Annotated in this window: 12 protein-coding genes; 9 read left to right on the top strand and 3 right to left on the bottom strand. The window is 42.4% G+C overall.

The window, feature by feature from the left end; genetic code table 11:
* The first annotated feature begins 79 nt into the window (after window positions 1–79).
* The 3 genes from HC643_RS34170 (at window position 80) to HC643_RS34160 (ending at window position 5,454) form a co-directional block, all read left to right on the top strand.
* Window positions 80–4,537 carry a response regulator gene (locus HC643_RS34170; protein WP_038089326.1) on the top strand — a complete coding sequence of 1,486 codons (4,458 nt, stop codon included), beginning with the start codon at window positions 80–82 and terminating at the stop codon, window positions 4,535–4,537.
* A gap of 19 nt (window positions 4,538–4,556) precedes the next feature.
* Window positions 4,557–4,937, top strand: a complete 381-nt coding sequence (locus HC643_RS34165) for a response regulator (RefSeq protein ID WP_038089324.1) — start codon at window positions 4,557–4,559, stop codon at window positions 4,935–4,937.
* 250 nt (window positions 4,938–5,187) lie between these two features.
* A complete protein-coding gene (locus HC643_RS34160) occupies window positions 5,188–5,454 on the top strand; it encodes a hypothetical protein (RefSeq protein WP_038089266.1) in 267 nt (88 codons plus the stop codon).
* Window positions 5,455–5,604: 150 nt separating this feature from the next.
* On the opposite strand, the gene HC643_RS34155 is transcribed toward HC643_RS34160, so the two are convergent.
* A complete protein-coding gene (locus HC643_RS34155; protein WP_038089263.1) occupies window positions 5,605–6,024 on the bottom strand; it encodes a CoA-binding protein in 420 nt (139 codons plus the stop codon).
* 206 nt (window positions 6,025–6,230) lie between these two features.
* Here HC643_RS34155 and HC643_RS34150 point away from each other — a divergent pair, with 206 nt between their 5' ends.
* Window positions 6,231–6,404 carry a hypothetical protein gene (locus tag HC643_RS34150; RefSeq protein WP_167844808.1) on the top strand — a complete coding sequence of 58 codons (174 nt, stop codon included), beginning with the start codon at window positions 6,231–6,233 and terminating at the stop codon, window positions 6,402–6,404.
* A gap of 98 nt (window positions 6,405–6,502) precedes the next feature.
* Here the strand turns inward: HC643_RS34150 and HC643_RS34145 are convergent, their stop codons facing one another.
* The gene (locus HC643_RS34145) at window positions 6,503–6,964 is read right to left on the bottom strand and encodes a hypothetical protein (protein WP_038089260.1); all 462 of its coding nucleotides are present in this window, start codon (window positions 6,962–6,964) and stop codon (window positions 6,503–6,505) included.
* Between the two features lie 81 nt (window positions 6,965–7,045).
* Window positions 7,046–7,816 carry a hypothetical protein gene (locus HC643_RS34140; protein WP_038089251.1) on the bottom strand — a complete coding sequence of 257 codons (771 nt, stop codon included), beginning with the start codon at window positions 7,814–7,816 and terminating at the stop codon, window positions 7,046–7,048.
* Window positions 7,817–8,592: 776 nt separating this feature from the next.
* Here HC643_RS34140 and HC643_RS34135 point away from each other — a divergent pair.
* From HC643_RS34135 to hemH, 5 genes are all read left to right on the top strand, one after another.
* A complete protein-coding gene (locus HC643_RS34135) occupies window positions 8,593–8,847 on the top strand; it encodes a hypothetical protein (protein WP_038089243.1) in 255 nt (84 codons plus the stop codon).
* 3 nt (window positions 8,848–8,850) lie between these two features.
* Complete coding sequence (gene mltA, locus HC643_RS34130) at window positions 8,851–10,107, top strand: murein transglycosylase A (protein WP_050046546.1); 1,257 nt, start codon at window positions 8,851–8,853, stop codon at window positions 10,105–10,107.
* A 120-nt stretch (window positions 10,108–10,227) separates the two neighbouring features.
* Window positions 10,228–11,271: a UDP-3-O-(3-hydroxymyristoyl)glucosamine N-acyltransferase gene (gene lpxD / locus HC643_RS34125; protein WP_038089321.1), complete on the top strand. Its 1,044-nt coding sequence runs from the start codon at window positions 10,228–10,230 to the stop codon at window positions 11,269–11,271.
* Between the two features lie 504 nt (window positions 11,272–11,775).
* Window positions 11,776–14,016, top strand: a complete 2,241-nt coding sequence (locus HC643_RS34120; protein ID WP_038089241.1) for a hypothetical protein — start codon at window positions 11,776–11,778, stop codon at window positions 14,014–14,016.
* Between the two features lie 306 nt (window positions 14,017–14,322).
* Window positions 14,323–15,486, top strand: coding sequence for a ferrochelatase (gene hemH, locus HC643_RS34115; protein WP_038089231.1), 1,164 nt, complete (start codon window positions 14,323–14,325; stop codon window positions 15,484–15,486).
* The last annotated feature ends 193 nt before the right edge of the window (window positions 15,487–15,679 follow it).

Raw genomic sequence — 15,679 nt, 5'->3', positions numbered from 1 at the left:
ATATTATCCCCGGCTCGATTTAAAATTCGGAAATTGCCCGCTATTGAGCGGATACTATATATCAAGTTTTTATTCACCAATGAAAATTTTAGTAGTAGAGGATGACCAACTTGTTGCCCATGCTCTAGCTGCCGTTCTCAATAATCAGAACTATGTAGTTGAGGTTGCTTCTGATGGACAAGCAGCTTGGGATTTGATTGAGACTTTTGATTATGATTTAATACTTTTAGATGTTATTTTACCAAAAATAGATGGTATCAGCCTTTGCCGTCAGATACGGTCTAAAGGCTTGCGAATGCCGATTTTATTATTAACAGGATGCGATAGCAGTCACGAGAAAGCTATCGGGTTAGACGCAGGAGCAGATGATTATCTTGTCAAACCCTTTGATGAAGAAGAATTAGTTGCTAGGATACGAGCGCTTTTGCGTCGGGGGGGTGTAGCATCACAGCCCGTTTTAGCAAGCGGTCAGTTGCGTCTCGATCCCATAAGCTGTGAAGTTACGTATGGAGAAGAGCATCTTTCATTAACTCCTAAGGAGTATGGACTGTTAGAGCTTTTTATGCGTAATAACCGTCGCGTATTTAGCTGTGGCATGATTTTGGAACATCTTTGGTCCTATGAAGATACTCCGGGTGAAGAAGCTGTTCGCACTCATATTAAAGGTTTGCGACAGAAACTCAAAAGTGCAGGCGCACCGGGGGATTTGATAGAAACAGTTTATGGTATTGGTTATCGTCTCAGGCAGCAGGCGGAAGTCAAACAAGAAGATGAGGAGCACGACCGCAGGGCAGAAGATTCTGTATTATCTTTGCCTAAAGAAAAAACTATACAACAGCAAACTCTTCAGGGGGTTGCTGCTGTATGGAACCGATTTAAAGGACGGGTTGATGAACAAGTCGCCGTTCTCGAGCATGCTGCTGCTAGCATTTCCACTCAAAAAACTTTAAATCAAAAACTTCGGAAAGAGGCTCAAAAAGAAGCTCATACACTTGCTGGTTCCTTGGGGACTTTTGGCTTTTCTTTGGGTTCCCAAATCGCCAGAAAAATTGAGCGTATTCTGAAAGCAAATCAAGCATTGACTGTAGCTGAAAAATCTGAATTTGCCAGTTTAGTTGGGCAATTGCGTCAGGAGATAGAGCAAGATTGTCACGAGACTTGGGCTTTATCGTTACAACCCCAAATGGCTGAACATCCTTTGTTGCTTGCAATTGCAAGTAACAAAGACCAACAAACAACACAGCAGGGGACATTAGCCGAACAAATCGAACAAGAAGCTGGAAGTTGGGAATTGAGAGTCAAAATTGCTACTAGTATAGAGGCAGCAAGAAGTTGTCTCTATCGAGAAAATCCCAACGTTGTGTTGATTGACCTTGATGTTTTTCCAAATCATGAAGATAGCTTTAGTTTATTAGCAGAATTAAGCCAACGCCAACCGCCAGTACCAGCCATAGTTTTCACAGAAAAAAGTGATTTTACCAATCGCTTGCAAGTGGCTCGTAGTGGAGGGCATTTTTTACAAAAGCCCATGGCGATCGCACAAATTTTAGAAGCAGTCAAACAAGTTTTGCTAGATGTATCGCATGTAGAGGCACATATTTTAGCTGTTGATGACGATCCCAAAATAGGTGCAGTGTTGCAAAACTTACTCAGCCCTTGGGGAATTAAAGTGACTTATTTAGAAGACCCCCAAAGCTTTTGGAAAACTTTAGAAGAGGTCAAACCAGATCTACTCATACTAGATGTAGAAATTCCAGAAATTAATGGTATTGAAATTTGTAAAGTTGTCCGTAACGATCCCCACTGGAGTGAGTTACCAATACTATTTCTAACAGTTCACAATGATGCCAATATTGTCAATCAAGTCTTTTCTGTAGGTGCAGATGATTTTGTCAGCAAACCGATTGTTGGACCGGAACTTGTGACACGGATTATCAACCGTTTAGAAAGAAGAAAATTGCGGCAGAAAATTGCCGAAACGCAAGCTAGCAAACCTGTTGCTCTCAGCAATGATACATTTCAAAAAAGCTTGCAAACTCGCGTTAAACAACAAGCAACAGTGGCTCAGTTAGGTCAATCGGCTCTTTCTGGTACAGACCTTTCTAGCTTGATGAAAGAAGCAGTTGATTTAATTGTGGAAAATTTAGAAGTTGAGTACTGCAAAATATTAGAACTCCTTCCAGAAGAAAATGTAATGGTTTTGCGTGCGGGAGTGGGTTGGAATCAAGAACTTATAGAACAGACTATTATCAGCCCTGAAAATTCTATTGCTGGTTACACCCTGCTTGTTCAACAGCCCGTGATTGTTGAAGATTTGCCAACAGAAACTCGCTTTAGCAGTTCTTTTTTATTGCAAGAGCATGGAATTATTAGTGGTTTGAGCGTACCAATAACCAAACGCAATGGTTTTTATGGTGTCATAGGAGCATATGCCCGCACAAAACAAACTTTTACTCAAGATGACATTCATTTTGTACAATCTATAGCTAATGTTTTGTCTGCAGCAATTGAAAGGCAAAATTCAGAAGAAGTTTTACGAAAAGCTAAGGATGAATTGGAATTGAGAGTCGCAGAACGTACTGCTGAACTGATGCGAGCTAACGAACAACTCCAGTCAGAACTTAATGAACGTCACCGGACACAAGAAGAATTGCGAAACTCTCAAACTCGATTTTCAGGGATTGTGTCCATTGCAGATGATGCCATTATTTGTATTGATGGGAATCAACGCATAACTTTATTCAACCAGGGGGCTGAGAAAATTTTTGGTTATTCTGCTGAGGAAGCCTTGGGGCAATCCTTAGATATACTGTTGCCAAGACGGTATACTGATGTACACTCTCAATACGTTTCTGATTTTGGCAGGTCGGTGAAAGTGTCTCGCAGAATGGGCGAACGCCGCGAGATTTACGGTCGTCGCAAAGATGGTTCGGAGTTTCCTGCTGAGGCTTCTATCTCTAAGTTAATGCTTAAAGATGAGACGATATACACGGTCTACTTGCAGGATGTTAGCGATCGCAAGCAAGTAGAAAAGATGAAAAATGAGTTTGTTTCTGTAGTCAGTCATGAACTCCGCACACCCTTAACTTCCATTCATGGCTCTTTAGGAATGTTAGCCAGCAATCTCATTAAGCCAGACTCAGAACAAGGAAAACGCTTGCTACAAATTGCGGTTGACAGTACCGAACGATTGGTAAGGTTAATCAATGACGTTCTGGATATTGAGCGCATTGAATCTGGCAAAGTCAAGATGGAAAAACAAACTTGTAACGTTTCCGAATTGATAAAAGAAGCAGTCAATATCATACAGCCCCTTGCTGACAAAGCCGGAGTGACGCTATCAATTTCCAGCATCAACCAGAATGTATGGGCAGATTTAGATCGGATTGTTCAAACTTTAACTAATTTGCTCAGTAATGCCATTAAATTTTCTACTCCTGGTTCTACGGTTTGGCTAAGTGCGGAAATAACCGATGGAGGAATTTTGTCTCCCTCTTCTCTCGCCTCTCCCTCATCTCCTCAAATTTTATTTACAGTTCGGGATACGGGACGGGGTATTCCATCCGATAAACTTGACAGTATTTTTGAGCGCTTCCAGCAAGTTGATTCCTCAGATTCTCGCAATCATGAAGGAACTGGTTTGGGTTTGGCAATTTGTCGGAGCATAGTACAACAGCATAGCGGGCGTATTTGGGTGGAAAGTACCCTGGGTAAGGGTAGTTCTTTCTATTTCACTCTCCCCGTGTCTTCAAGTTCTCCAGTCTCCATATCACCGTCTCTCCATATACCGTTGGTACTTGTATGCGATGATGAAGTGGAAATTCGCAACCAAATCCAGAAGCTTTTAGAGAACGGGCGTTATCGTGTCATTACCGTCGGTTCTGGAGAAGCGGCGATCGCAGCTGCATCTACAGAACGTCCGGATGTTATTTTACTAGATTTGCTGATGCCGGGGATGAATGGTTGGGAAGTGATAGCAGCGTTAAAGGAACAACCCGAAACTCAGGACATTCCTATCGTAATTTGCAGTGTTTGCACGCCTACTAAAAAACACAAACCCAGCACGGATTTTGTTGATTGGGTGAGCAAACCATTGGAGGAAACATCGCTTTTTGAGTCTCTCAAGCAAGCACTGATGAAAACTTCCAGACGAGTATGTGTTTTGCTTGTCGAGGATGATAGCAATTTGGCAGAAGTGCTCGTGACTTTGTTAGAGCAGCATAATATTGACACCTATCTTGCAAAAACTGGGAAAGAAGCCATTCGTCTGAGCCAAGAAATTAATCCTGATTTGTTAGTTCTCGATTTGGTTCTGCCAGAGGGTGATGGGTTTACAGTTGTAGAGTGGTTGAAACAGCACAGCCGTCTCTATAAGATCCCTTTAATGGTATATTCTGCAAAAGAGCTCGATGATTCCGAGAGACAACGTCTCAATTTGGGTCATACTGAAATTTTGGAAAAAGGGCGGGTGACAGCACTAGAGTTTGAGCAAAGGGTGATGGATTTGCTTCAACGCATGACTTCTGATGAATTATGAAGGAGCGAGGATAAAAACCATGGCAACAAAGCGAATTTTGGTAGTTGACAATGAAGAATACATTCAAGAAGTTACCAAAATTTGTTTGGAAACGGTAGCTGGGTGGGACGTCGTGACAGCTGGTTCTGGGAAGGAAGGGATTAGTAAAGCTGAAGATTTCCAACCCGATGCTATCTTGCTAGATGTGATGATGCCTGATATGGATGGTCCAACAACTTTTGAGAAGTTACAAGAAAATCCGACAACAAAAGCTATTCCCGTGATATTGCTAACGGCAAAAATTCAGGCATCCGATCGCCGTCGCTACGCTCAAATGGGTATAAAAACTGCGATCGCGAAACCTTTTAATCCTTTAGAATTAGCCGGACAAATTGCTGAAGCCCTAGGTTGGTTGCTCTAGATTTTGAGAGAAGAAATACCTTGCTAAGCTCTAGGGTTTCTATCGCTCTTTTATCCCCCATTCCGCACCCCAACTGTCACAAACGGGAATTACTGAACGAAATCTCTAAAAAAAGAATAAAATTATATTAGCTCTGGACGCACAGTGTATAGCAGAACAAATGAAACAGCAATGATACTTAACTTAGCCAAAATCAAATTTACATTTAAGTTGCTAGGATTGTATCAGAATATTGCACAGTATCTGAATTATGGCAAAGCAGGAGGCTCCACTAAGTGGAGAAGCACTGATTAAGGAAGTCTGTCGGAGGATTCGGGTAGCCCGCAGCTATTGGGATGCTCATAACAACGCCGCCTGTAGGGGTGAACGCGATCGCGCTCTCGCCCTGTACAACACTCTAACCAAGGAAGAAAAAGAGCAAATTCCGCAAGTGTTGCGTGTATGGCTGCGCTATCGCAGTGAGAAATATTTTGGCGCACACCGAACACCGCCTAAATCGCCACGAAAATCAAAATAACCCCCACTAAGCAACTTATAGTGGTTGCGATCGCAAAATATAGCGTTTCCTAATCTGCTAAGGTACAGATAGATCTGCGTTCATCTGCGGTTAATTATTTCTTAGATTGCGTCAACAAAACGGGAATTGCTACATAAAGTGCCTTGCGATTTATCTAATTCCCAAACGTAAATACTCAACTTTTATACAAGAATCCATCACCACATTCAGTCCCGCATTCAATGCTTTTTGTGCTGCTACCTCATCAGCAACACCCAATTGCGCCCAAATAGTTTTAGCATTAATGTCTATTGCTTCATTAACGATTTCACTCAAGTACTCAGAACGCCGGAAGACGTTGACGATATCTACTGGCTCTGGAATTGTTTTGAGAGAAGGATAACTGGGCTGAGAGTCAATTTCTTGAACTTGTGGGTTCACGGGATAAACAGTGTAACCCACATTCCGCATAAATTGAGCAATTTGATAGCTAGTACGATATGGTTTATCTGAATGACCCACTACAGCAATGACTTTTGCATGGGTCAACACTTGATGTATGGCACTGTCATTCAATCTTAGGAGTGGCATCGTTATTATTCTTTACACTCAATTCTCAGTTTACCTCTTTATCTTCACAATTTCCTCAAATTTTTTTCTTACATTGAAATTGTAGTTCAAGTAAAGCTACCACATCTTATTCGCAGAAAAATATCTTCTCATTTTTTATCTATTTTTTTGATTTTCCTTCCTAGTGAATGACACAGACAAAAAGCTTTTCAGTGTAGGAGAGAACTATGGTAATCGCTAATAAAGTCCGCGCAATGATTCAATCAATTGCAGCAGGTACTCAACAAGTCACTCGATATATTGTTGATGCAGCTGTGAGAGTATTTGGTCCTAGAAATGACAATTATCCAGAAATAGGAGTTCATCCATTTGAAGGAGAGATAAAAAAGGATAAAGGATGAAGTATGAAAAAAATAGCAGGGCTAAGACGCTTTTAAAGCCCAATTAAAAAGGGGGATTAAGACACTCTTTATAAGAGTATTTCAACCTTCTTCATCCTTCAGTTGGGACGCATTGCTTCTCGACCAAGAATGAACAGCCCTGCTACACCCAAGCAGACAAACCAAACATACTGATACCAATACTTTGCTATTTGCTGAACGGCGTTTAATTCAGGATGGAGCGTGTTCAAGTAAAGCAGCAGCACAACTGTCATCAGCGCTCCAAATCCCACAAAACTCAATCCAACTTTAATACGAGGCGATCGCAGTTCAACATCGCCGATCGTCTCTAAGTCAATTTTTGCCACCTCCCTTAAAGACTCTTCTGCAACAGATGAAACTGTTTCCACATTCCTAGCTATCTTAGACGGTAATAGCGGTACGATCGCCGCTACAGCGGGACGGCGCAACAGAGCCTCTGTGTCCCGCAACACTTCTAATGGCTTGCGGGTTATAGGTGGTTCCGCAAATGGAACTTTCTCGGAAGCAGTTTGGGTCGTAGGTTGAGGTTCAAAATCCATAGCCTTATTAGGATCGAGCGGCGAAATTTGGCGTCAGGTGGAAGACAGCAGTTGCCTTCTGAATCTATTGTACTCACCGCATTAAACAAACAATTTAAATCTAACAAGTTGATTTTCTATTGCTTGCGGTAGAATTTTACTGATTTCTTCCCTGTCTTGAAATTGCAAGATTTGTCCCTTTTGTAAATCAAACGGAAACTGTCCTTGCAATTCAGGACGCTGCATTTGTGCTAGTAAAATTTGCTCCGCTCTTTTACATTGAAGGGCATAACCAATTTCAACACAGACGTTTGGACTGGGTAGCAGTTGAGGGTTGTGCTGCTCATCGAGGCTGACAATAGGTGTGGTATCGGCAATAAATAACAAACTTTTGCGAATTTTCCGCATCATTGTAGAGCTCAGCCTTAAAGGAGCATCTTTAGGGCGGTAAGACTCAACAAACGATAGTGGAACGCGCGATCGCAAATTCAAAATCTCCAAGCTTTGAAACACTGCTTCTCGTAAAGCTTCACTCGCCTCAGGATATTCAATTTGGTGGCATAAAAAAATGGTGGGGTCTAACTGTGCTAATAAAACTTGCTTTGTCAAATACATTTCATGACTTATCAAGTCAATATTTGCCAAGCAATAACCACCACTACCTTCTATATAAAATTCAATATTTTCTCCTTCTAAATAGCGCCCAAACCAAGTTGAGCTTTTCACTTGTTCAATATCTTCTAAAAAATCTGCTCTTAATCCTGTTTTTAAAAGGCTTCTTTTACTGAGCCGCAGATCGGGTGGACGTTTTTCCAGTTCGTGAATCGGCTCATAGTTTTCCAAGTACCATGCTCTTAGAGCAATAATTGACATAAAACGCTATTTCAACTGTCCCATGCTATTTGGAGTTTGTACAAGCTTACACTGGGTGTTACTTGAAAAACAATAACACCCAAGCCTCTACAGATGAGTGACTTCCTCTCTTTGTTCATTTTAGCTAGGGATGTACTGAATGTATCAACTCTTTACAAAAGAGAGGATTCAACAGTTACAGCGCCCCCTGTTGCTCACCACTTGAGGAAATATCACCTTTAGGTTTGGGTGTTATTGCTTTTTGACGAGACAGATGTGAAATTAACAGCGCTTTTACCTCTTTTTCTACGTCTTAACTTTACACACTAGCTGTTTAATCTGCCAGGGAAGCTTTGTTGCTTCAATTACTAAATTAACACCTTAAAATTAGAGAAGTTTAATTCGCAACTAAACTTTACTTGATTAAGCAAAGTAACATTAAGAAAATGGAAGAAATGGTTATTGATTCTATTAATAAGGGTTTCGGGAGTGGGGACAAGGGCGTGTTTTCACGCGTGTTAAATCCCCCTAAATCCACGCCACAGGACAAGGACGACAAAGGGGACATGGGAAAAACTTTGGCTGAATGTCTAATCCCTTTACCCAACACCGGGAACTGTTGACAACTCACTCACCGTCATAGGCGACAACTGGGAACAAGGAACAGGAGGAGGAAATGTTTTTCTTACTCTGTGCTCCCCGATTTCCTTTGCCTTGATGTCAGGGTATTTCCCCTTCCCATTCTGGGGGTGCGTGGTTGACAATGGGTTGGATGTTTTTCAATATGGTTTAAAATTATGCCCAGAACAGCGAATGAGTACGCAGTACACCTACTTATCGAAGGTGGACATCGAGAAGAAGTACGTTTTCCCACTATTCAAGATTTTCAAAAATGGTATAGTGGCGAGCTTATGCCCAAAAGTGCTTCTAATGACTTTATTAGCGTACCGATTAAAAATATTCAAGGTGAATATATGGTAGTGCGTCCTGCTCAGATTCTTGCGATCCGAGTGGAACCCGTTTTTAGTTCTAGTGTGGAAAGATTTGCGTAGATCATGAAAAGAAAGCTTGCTTTAGTTTCTTTATGTCTGGGAATGGCTTCGATCGCTCCAGTATTCTCAGTTTTTGCTCAGGTTCCCGGTTACCCCCCTTATCCAACACAAAATCGACCTGAGACTTGGTCACCACAACCAAGCCAACCCGAAGAACTTCAACCGTTAGTACCCATTGAGCCTGTTGTTGACTGTACCTCAACCTCTAGATGTTTGGGTTATGACGAACAAATTTGGAGTGGAGACGGCAGACAGGGTGATTGGAAAGCGCTGTTAACATCAATAGATAACAGCTTGCGTTATCTAGCAACTAAAGAAGCTATTGCAGCATACCAGAACTATCCCATTAGAGAGTTTACTCTCGACCGCGTTCGTAGGAGTTTGGTGCGCTTCCGCGAGCTTGTTGTCAGTGCTAAATCACCTGCAGATCTACAAGCGGCTGTGAGTCGGGAGTTTACTTTCTACCAGTCTGTTGGGAACGATGGGAATGGAACTGTTAAGTTTACTGCCTACTATCAACCAGTTTATTCTGCCAGTCGAACTCGCACATCTGTCTATAAGTATCCAATTTATGCTTTGCCAGCCAATTTCAAGCAGTGGGCAAAACCACACCCAAAACGAGTTCAGTTGGAAGGCAAAAATGGTTTGTTAGGCAATCAAAGCCGATTGCGTGGTTTGGAATTATTTTGGTTTCGCGATCGCTTGGATGCATACTTGATTCATATCCAAGGTTCTGCCCAACTAAACTTAACTGATGGTTCTGTGACATCTGTTGGTTACGCAGGCGCAACAGATTATCCCTGGACAAGTATCGGAGGAGAACTTATCAAAGATGGCAAACTCCCTGCAAAGGGTTTAACAATGCCAGTCATGATTAAATATTTCAAGCAAAATCCCAATGCAATGAATGTTTACCTTCCACGCTGGGAACGGTTTATTTTCTTTAAAGAAACGAACGGTGAACAAGCCAGGGGAAGCATTCGCGTACCAGTCACAGCAGAACGTTCTATTGCGACTGATAAATCTCTTATGCCACCAGGAGCGTTAGCTCTCATTAATGCTAACTTTCCATATCTCAGTGAAAACGAACGCTTGACTTACCGTACTGTCAACCGTTACGTGCTCGACCAAGATACGGGAAGTGCAATCAAAGGTCCGGGACGGGTGGATTATTTTATGGGTACTGGTAAGATTGCAGGCGATCGCGCTGGTGTAACAGGCGGTAACGGCACGTTATATTATTTATTGCTGAAAGAGTAGGTAATGGGGATAAGGGGACAAGGGAGACAAAGGAGACAAGGGAGAATAACTCTTGCCCAATGCTTCATATCCTAATGCCCCATGCCTTTTTTCATCCATCTCGATAACAACTTATTTACAATGAAATTTAGCGAAATTATACAAAAACTTGGTGATATTGCTGCTTCTAATAGCCTAATTTTTAACACAAACCTCGATCCGGAAATCACAGGGTTGGCATCTGTTGATGAAGCAACAGCTCTTAATCTGAGCTACATAGAAGGAGAAAAATTTGCCTCTTGGGTTGGGAAAACAAACGCTGGTGCTTTAATTTTGCCTAAAAATGAAGTGTTGCAAGCACAAGCACAAGAGCGAGGTATTGTTTGGATTGCAGTACCGGAACCACGGCTTGCATTTGCTAATGTCATTACACTGTTTTACCAACCTTGGCGTCCGGTTTCAGAAATTCATCCCACTGCTGTTATTCACCCGACTGCTAAAGTAGGCCAGAATGTTTACATTGGTGCTCATGTTGTCATTCAGCCGGAGGTAGAAATTGGTGATGGAGTTTGCATCCATCCTAATGTCGTGATTTATCCAAATTCTAAGATAGGCGATCGCACAACTTTACACGCCAACTGTACGATTCACGAACGCACTCGTATTGGTGCAGATTGTGTGATTCACAGTGGTACTGTCATTGGTGCTGAAGGCTTTGGTTTTGTTCCTACTGCTAAAGGGTGGGTAAAAATGGAGCAATCGGGCTGTACTGTTTTGGAAGATGGTGTAGAAGTGGGATGTAACAGTGCCATCGATCGCCCTGCGGTAGGAGAAACACGGGTAGGTCGCAACACAAAGATTGATAATTTAGTCCAAGTAGGTCATGGTTGCCAAATAGGTCCTGGTTGTGCTCTTGCAGGTCAGTCTGCAATGGCGGGAGGTGCTAAACTTGGCAAGGGTGTTATTTTAGCCGGTCAAGCTGGAGTGAGCAATCAAGTTAAGATGGGCGATCGGTCTATCGCATCTGCACAAGCAGGCGTCCATAATGATGTTGCTCCCGGAGAAATTGTTTCTGGCGCACCTGCCATACCTTATAAAAGATATTTGAAGGTGTCAGCTATTTTGAATCGCTTACCAGATATGTATCAAACTTTAAAACAGTTACAACGGAAATTTAATGATTAGTCGTTAGTGGTTGTTGGTTAGTCGCTAAACATTGAAAGATAACCCCCAAAAAATCATAAGTTTCAGACATTGAATTTGCTTATTGTATTAAGATAACGTAAGTTCGACAGACCTCTCCTTGAAGAAGCTACGGTGTATACACAAGTGAGATTGACCTCTTTAATCCCACCAATGTATTGGGGAAGATCTCAATACTTGTCGGGTTTTGCCGTTTTTTCCTCCCCTGCACAAAGGTGCATCCCCTGCTTGTCTCCCGCGATAATTTCTTTAACCGAGCAGTATTGGGGAAGATCCGATTTTCAGTTCCCTCCCCTTTCACGTGCGGAGGGTTAGGCTGGTGTAAAACTGACGCTAGAGAGTCAGCCTTGTATGGCAACACTTTCTGCTGAGTATAAATACTCAAAGGTTGGCAAATCGAGAAAAATTTGTAAAACTCGTATGGGTGACGGCGGTATTACCACGTAAATAGGGAAAAGAGCTTAAATAAAGCTGGAAGAAAACCTTATGCCTCAAAAAAGTATCATAGCCAACTTCCAAGGGGAAACGATTGGTCAACTGGCTGTTGGCAATTACGTTATCAAAATTGGTTCGAGCCATGGTGCTATGGCAAATACAGCAACCGATGCAGAACAACCAACAAAGCTTTCGCGCCCCGCACCAGTTTTGGTACAAGAAGATTCTGTTGATGACCTGTTAGGTTGTCAAGAATTGGTAACAGAAGCGATCGCAGCCCTTGGAGTTGGTCAATCAGTAGAACTGTACGGTTCTGCTGGTTTTGGTAAAACTGCTCTTTTGAGTTGCTTAGCACATGACATACAATCTATGTCTCTTTTTCCGGATGGTGTTATTAAACTATCTCTTGCTCACCCATATGTAAGTGATTTATTACAAATTATTTGGGAAGCGTATTATCAAAGCCATATTCCTTACAAACCAACCGATGGTCAAATTAAGGAACAAATTAAGGACAAAAAAGCTTTAATAGTGTTAGATGACGATGATGAACTCATACAAGAAGAATTGCAAGAGTTGATCGGTTTTCCAAGCAATTTAACATTCTTAATCGCTTCATCAAGAAAACGTTTTCCAAAAAAGGGGCGTTCTCTACTCCTTCCCAATTTATCAATTATTGATTCTATTTCTTTAGTAGAAAAAGAAATGGGACGTTCTCTAACTAGGGAAGAAATGCCTGCTGCAAAATCACTCTGTACTCTTCTAAATGGGCATCCCGTACACATACAAGTAGCAGTTGCCAATATAGTAGAAGAAGGGCGTTCGATAGCTGAAATAGTGAGCCAACTGCCATCTACTGAACCTGTTTCTTCTTTAATTCAACAAACTGTAGCATCACTATCAAAACCACACCAAACCATTCTAGAATTATTGCTAGTGATGGGAAGAATTGGGCTGGGTAAAGAGCAAATCCAGGCGATCGCGCAAATTCATAAAGTTGACCAGTTACTAGAAACACTACAGCGTAGAAACCTAGTAAAGTTGCAGAATTCTCGATACCAAATAATTCAGGCAATAGTTGAAGTTTTACCGCCAGAGTGGAGGTTAACAACGATACGAGAAAAGGCAATAGCATATTTTGTGAAATTCGCGGAAAAATATCAGAAGCAACCCAATTATTTGTTAGAAGAAATTGATGCCACCGTACAGATTTTAGAAGTTGCTGTAAGAAACAGTCGCTGGCAAGATATACTGCGCTTGGTTAGAGCAATCGAAAGTTCACTGGCTTTAAGCAGGCGATGGCGTTTGTGGGAGCAAGTCCTGCAAAGGGGACTACAAGCATCTCAAGCAGAAAAATCCCGCGTTGATGAAGCGTGGGCTTTACATCAATTAGGAATTCGCGCTCTTTGTTTGGAAGAAAACAGCACAGCTAAAAAGTACTTAACAAAAGCAGTACAATTACGAGAATTGTTAGGTGATACTACAGGAGTGACAGCCACTTCCCACAATTTAAATTTCCTCAAAAATGCTTCCTTCCCATCATCTTCAGAGGAAAACCAACAGACAAATTGGGGCGATAACGCAGAAACAAGCGAGCAAACTAGGCTGCAATTACCCTCACAGCAAGTAGTCACTCGACTGAATCTTGTTTCTGACAATTCTTCATCCTCAAATAAAAGCTTATACCCAAGTACTTCTTTACTTTCGCCCACTAGAGTCATCACTGCTGGAATTTTAGCTTCAGTAGGATTTTTGACTTTGTCTAACTGGCAGCGTTTTACACATTCTCCAGTGCAAAACACTGAACCTACACCAGCAAATACCCCATCATTTACTCCCAAATCTCAACCTAATACCGCTAAAACTCCTTTACCAGAAACCATCAATTCAGTGCCTAGAACTAAGAATCAGTTAACCTTCCCCGAACACAAACCCATAATCAATCCACCACTCGCACCAAACTTTGACCAGCAAAAACCAGAATTTCTCAAACGTCGGAAACCACAAGTTGATACACCACCTACACCAAGACAGCCGCCCGTACCGGAACCATCGGTTTCAGCAACCCAACAACCAGAACTCGACCCAACTCCAACCCCAATAGAAGAACCAACACCTACATTTTCGCCATCTCCATCAGTTGAAAATCCTCCAACGGAAGAACCAACACCTACACCAACTTTCTCTCCAATACTGACTCCTGATGTAGCACCGACAACATCATCTGTAGAAGCAGTCCCTTCTCCTGCTGTAACAGTAACACCTCTGGAAAATCCAGCAAACAGCAATTAGGGCTGTCTCGTTCCTGGGCTCCGCCCAGGAATTCATGTAGTACTCAAGGTACTTAAGCTGGTCAGTTATCCCTCAAGGAGAGGCATGAAGCCCCGTCCTTTAGGTCGGGGTGCTGACTCTGCAAAGTTTCGCCGCTCGCTAAGAAATATATTCACAAGCCTTGGCTTGCAAACGAGACCACATAGTAAAGGAACTCTCAAAATTCTTGCTACAGCTAGCTTTAATTATCGTTCATATTATATAAGTAATCGAGATATATTGTTAACATTAGTAAAAAAGCTGAAAAAATTGGGGATAGTAACTGCTATGGGTCGCGTGGGCGTCTTGCTTCTTAATCTTGGTGGTCCAGATAAATTAGAGGATGTAGGGCCATTTCTCTATAACCTGTTTTCAGATCCAGAAATTATTCGCCTGCCATTCTCCTGGTTGCAAAAACCTCTAGCTTGGTTTATTGCCTCACGACGCACTCAAAAATCTCAAGAGAACTACAAGCAAATTGGAGGCGGTTCACCCTTGCGGCGCGTCACTGAAGCGCAAGGGGACGCCTTAAAAGAACAATTGTCCTCCCAAGGACAAGAAGCCAATATTTACGTTGGTATGCGTTACTGGCATCCTTATACTGAAGAAGCGATCGCCAAAATTACTCAAGACAAGGTAGAACACCTCGTTATTTTACCTCTGTATCCCCAGTTTTCCATTAGTACGAGTGGTTCGAGTTTCCGACTTTTAGAACGATTGTGGCAAGAAGACCCACAGCTGCAACAGATCGATTACACCGTTATTCCCTCTTGGTACAAACAACCGGGTTATCTTCGTGCAATGGCTGACTTGATAGCCCAAGAACTAGACCAACTTCCCAATCGTGATGAAGTTCATATCTTTTTTAGCGCTCACGGCGTTCCCAAAAGCTACGTTGAAGAAGCAGGCGATCCCTATCAACAAGAAATTGAAGAATGCACGCGCCTGATTATGCAAACCCTCAATCGACCCAATCCCCATATTTTGGCTTACCAAAGTCGTGTAGGTCCGGTAGAATGGCTCCAGCCATATACGGAAGACGCCATACAAGAACTAGGAGCAAAAGGTGTCAAAGATTTAGTCGTTGTGCCAATCAGTTTTGTTTCAGAACATATTGAAACACTGCAAGAAATTGATATCGAATATAGAGAACTTGCAGAAGAAGTAGGGATTCACAACTTCCGACGCGTACCAGCGCTGAACACGCATCCCGTTTTTGTGAAAGCACTAGCCGACTTAGTCATTGAAGCATTGAAAGCACCCAGCTTTAAGCTTTCCCAAGTCGCTCAAATGAAGAAGAAGGTGAGAATTTACCCACCAGAGCGTTGGGAATGGGGGATGACTACCAGCGCAGAAGTTTGGAATGGTCGTATTGCTATGCTGGGCTTCATTGCGTTGATTATTGAGTTAATTACAGGTCACGGTTTGCTACATATGATTGGATTGTTGTAGCTAATGGCTAATGGCTAATGGCTAATGGCTAATGGTGAGACCAGCGCTGCAGGCGGGTTTCCCGCGCCCTGGCGACTGGCGTATAGCCCTGCGGGCATAGCTTCGCAACGCGAAGCGTCTCCGTAAGGAGATACCCGAAGGGCTAATGGCTGATGGCTAATAAAAAAGCGCCCCAGAAATGGGGCGTTTGCGA

The organism is Tolypothrix bouteillei VB521301 (assembly GCF_000760695.4).
In the GTDB taxonomy this organism is placed as follows: domain Bacteria; phylum Cyanobacteriota; class Cyanobacteriia; order Cyanobacteriales; family Nostocaceae; genus Scytonema; species Scytonema bouteillei_A.
Note: the sequence above shows the minus strand (reverse complement) of the source record. Positions and strands in the feature narration are given on the sequence as shown.

Excerpts from the sequence above, each read along its gene's own strand:
- HC643_RS34170 (WP_038089326.1), top strand. The coding sequence starts at position 80 with ATGAAAATTTTAGTAGTAGAGGATGACCAACTTGTTGCCCATGCTCTA.
- HC643_RS34165 (WP_038089324.1), top strand. The coding sequence starts at position 4,557 with ATGGCAACAAAGCGAATTTTGGTAGTTGACAATGAAGAATACATTCAA.
- HC643_RS34160 (WP_038089266.1), top strand. The coding sequence starts at position 5,188 with ATGGCAAAGCAGGAGGCTCCACTAAGTGGAGAAGCACTGATTAAGGAA.
- HC643_RS34155 (WP_038089263.1), bottom strand. The coding sequence starts at position 6,024 with ATGCCACTCCTAAGATTGAATGACAGTGCCATACATCAAGTGTTGACC.
- HC643_RS34150 (WP_167844808.1), top strand. The coding sequence starts at position 6,231 with ATGGTAATCGCTAATAAAGTCCGCGCAATGATTCAATCAATTGCAGCA.
- HC643_RS34145 (WP_038089260.1), bottom strand. The coding sequence starts at position 6,964 with ATGGATTTTGAACCTCAACCTACGACCCAAACTGCTTCCGAGAAAGTT.
- HC643_RS34140 (WP_038089251.1), bottom strand. The coding sequence starts at position 7,816 with ATGTCAATTATTGCTCTAAGAGCATGGTACTTGGAAAACTATGAGCCG.
- HC643_RS34135 (WP_038089243.1), top strand. The coding sequence starts at position 8,593 with ATGCCCAGAACAGCGAATGAGTACGCAGTACACCTACTTATCGAAGGT.
- mltA (WP_050046546.1), top strand. The coding sequence starts at position 8,851 with ATGAAAAGAAAGCTTGCTTTAGTTTCTTTATGTCTGGGAATGGCTTCG.
- lpxD (WP_038089321.1), top strand. The coding sequence starts at position 10,228 with ATGAAATTTAGCGAAATTATACAAAAACTTGGTGATATTGCTGCTTCT.
- HC643_RS34120 (WP_038089241.1), top strand. The coding sequence starts at position 11,776 with ATGCCTCAAAAAAGTATCATAGCCAACTTCCAAGGGGAAACGATTGGT.
- hemH (WP_038089231.1), top strand. The coding sequence starts at position 14,323 with ATGGGTCGCGTGGGCGTCTTGCTTCTTAATCTTGGTGGTCCAGATAAA.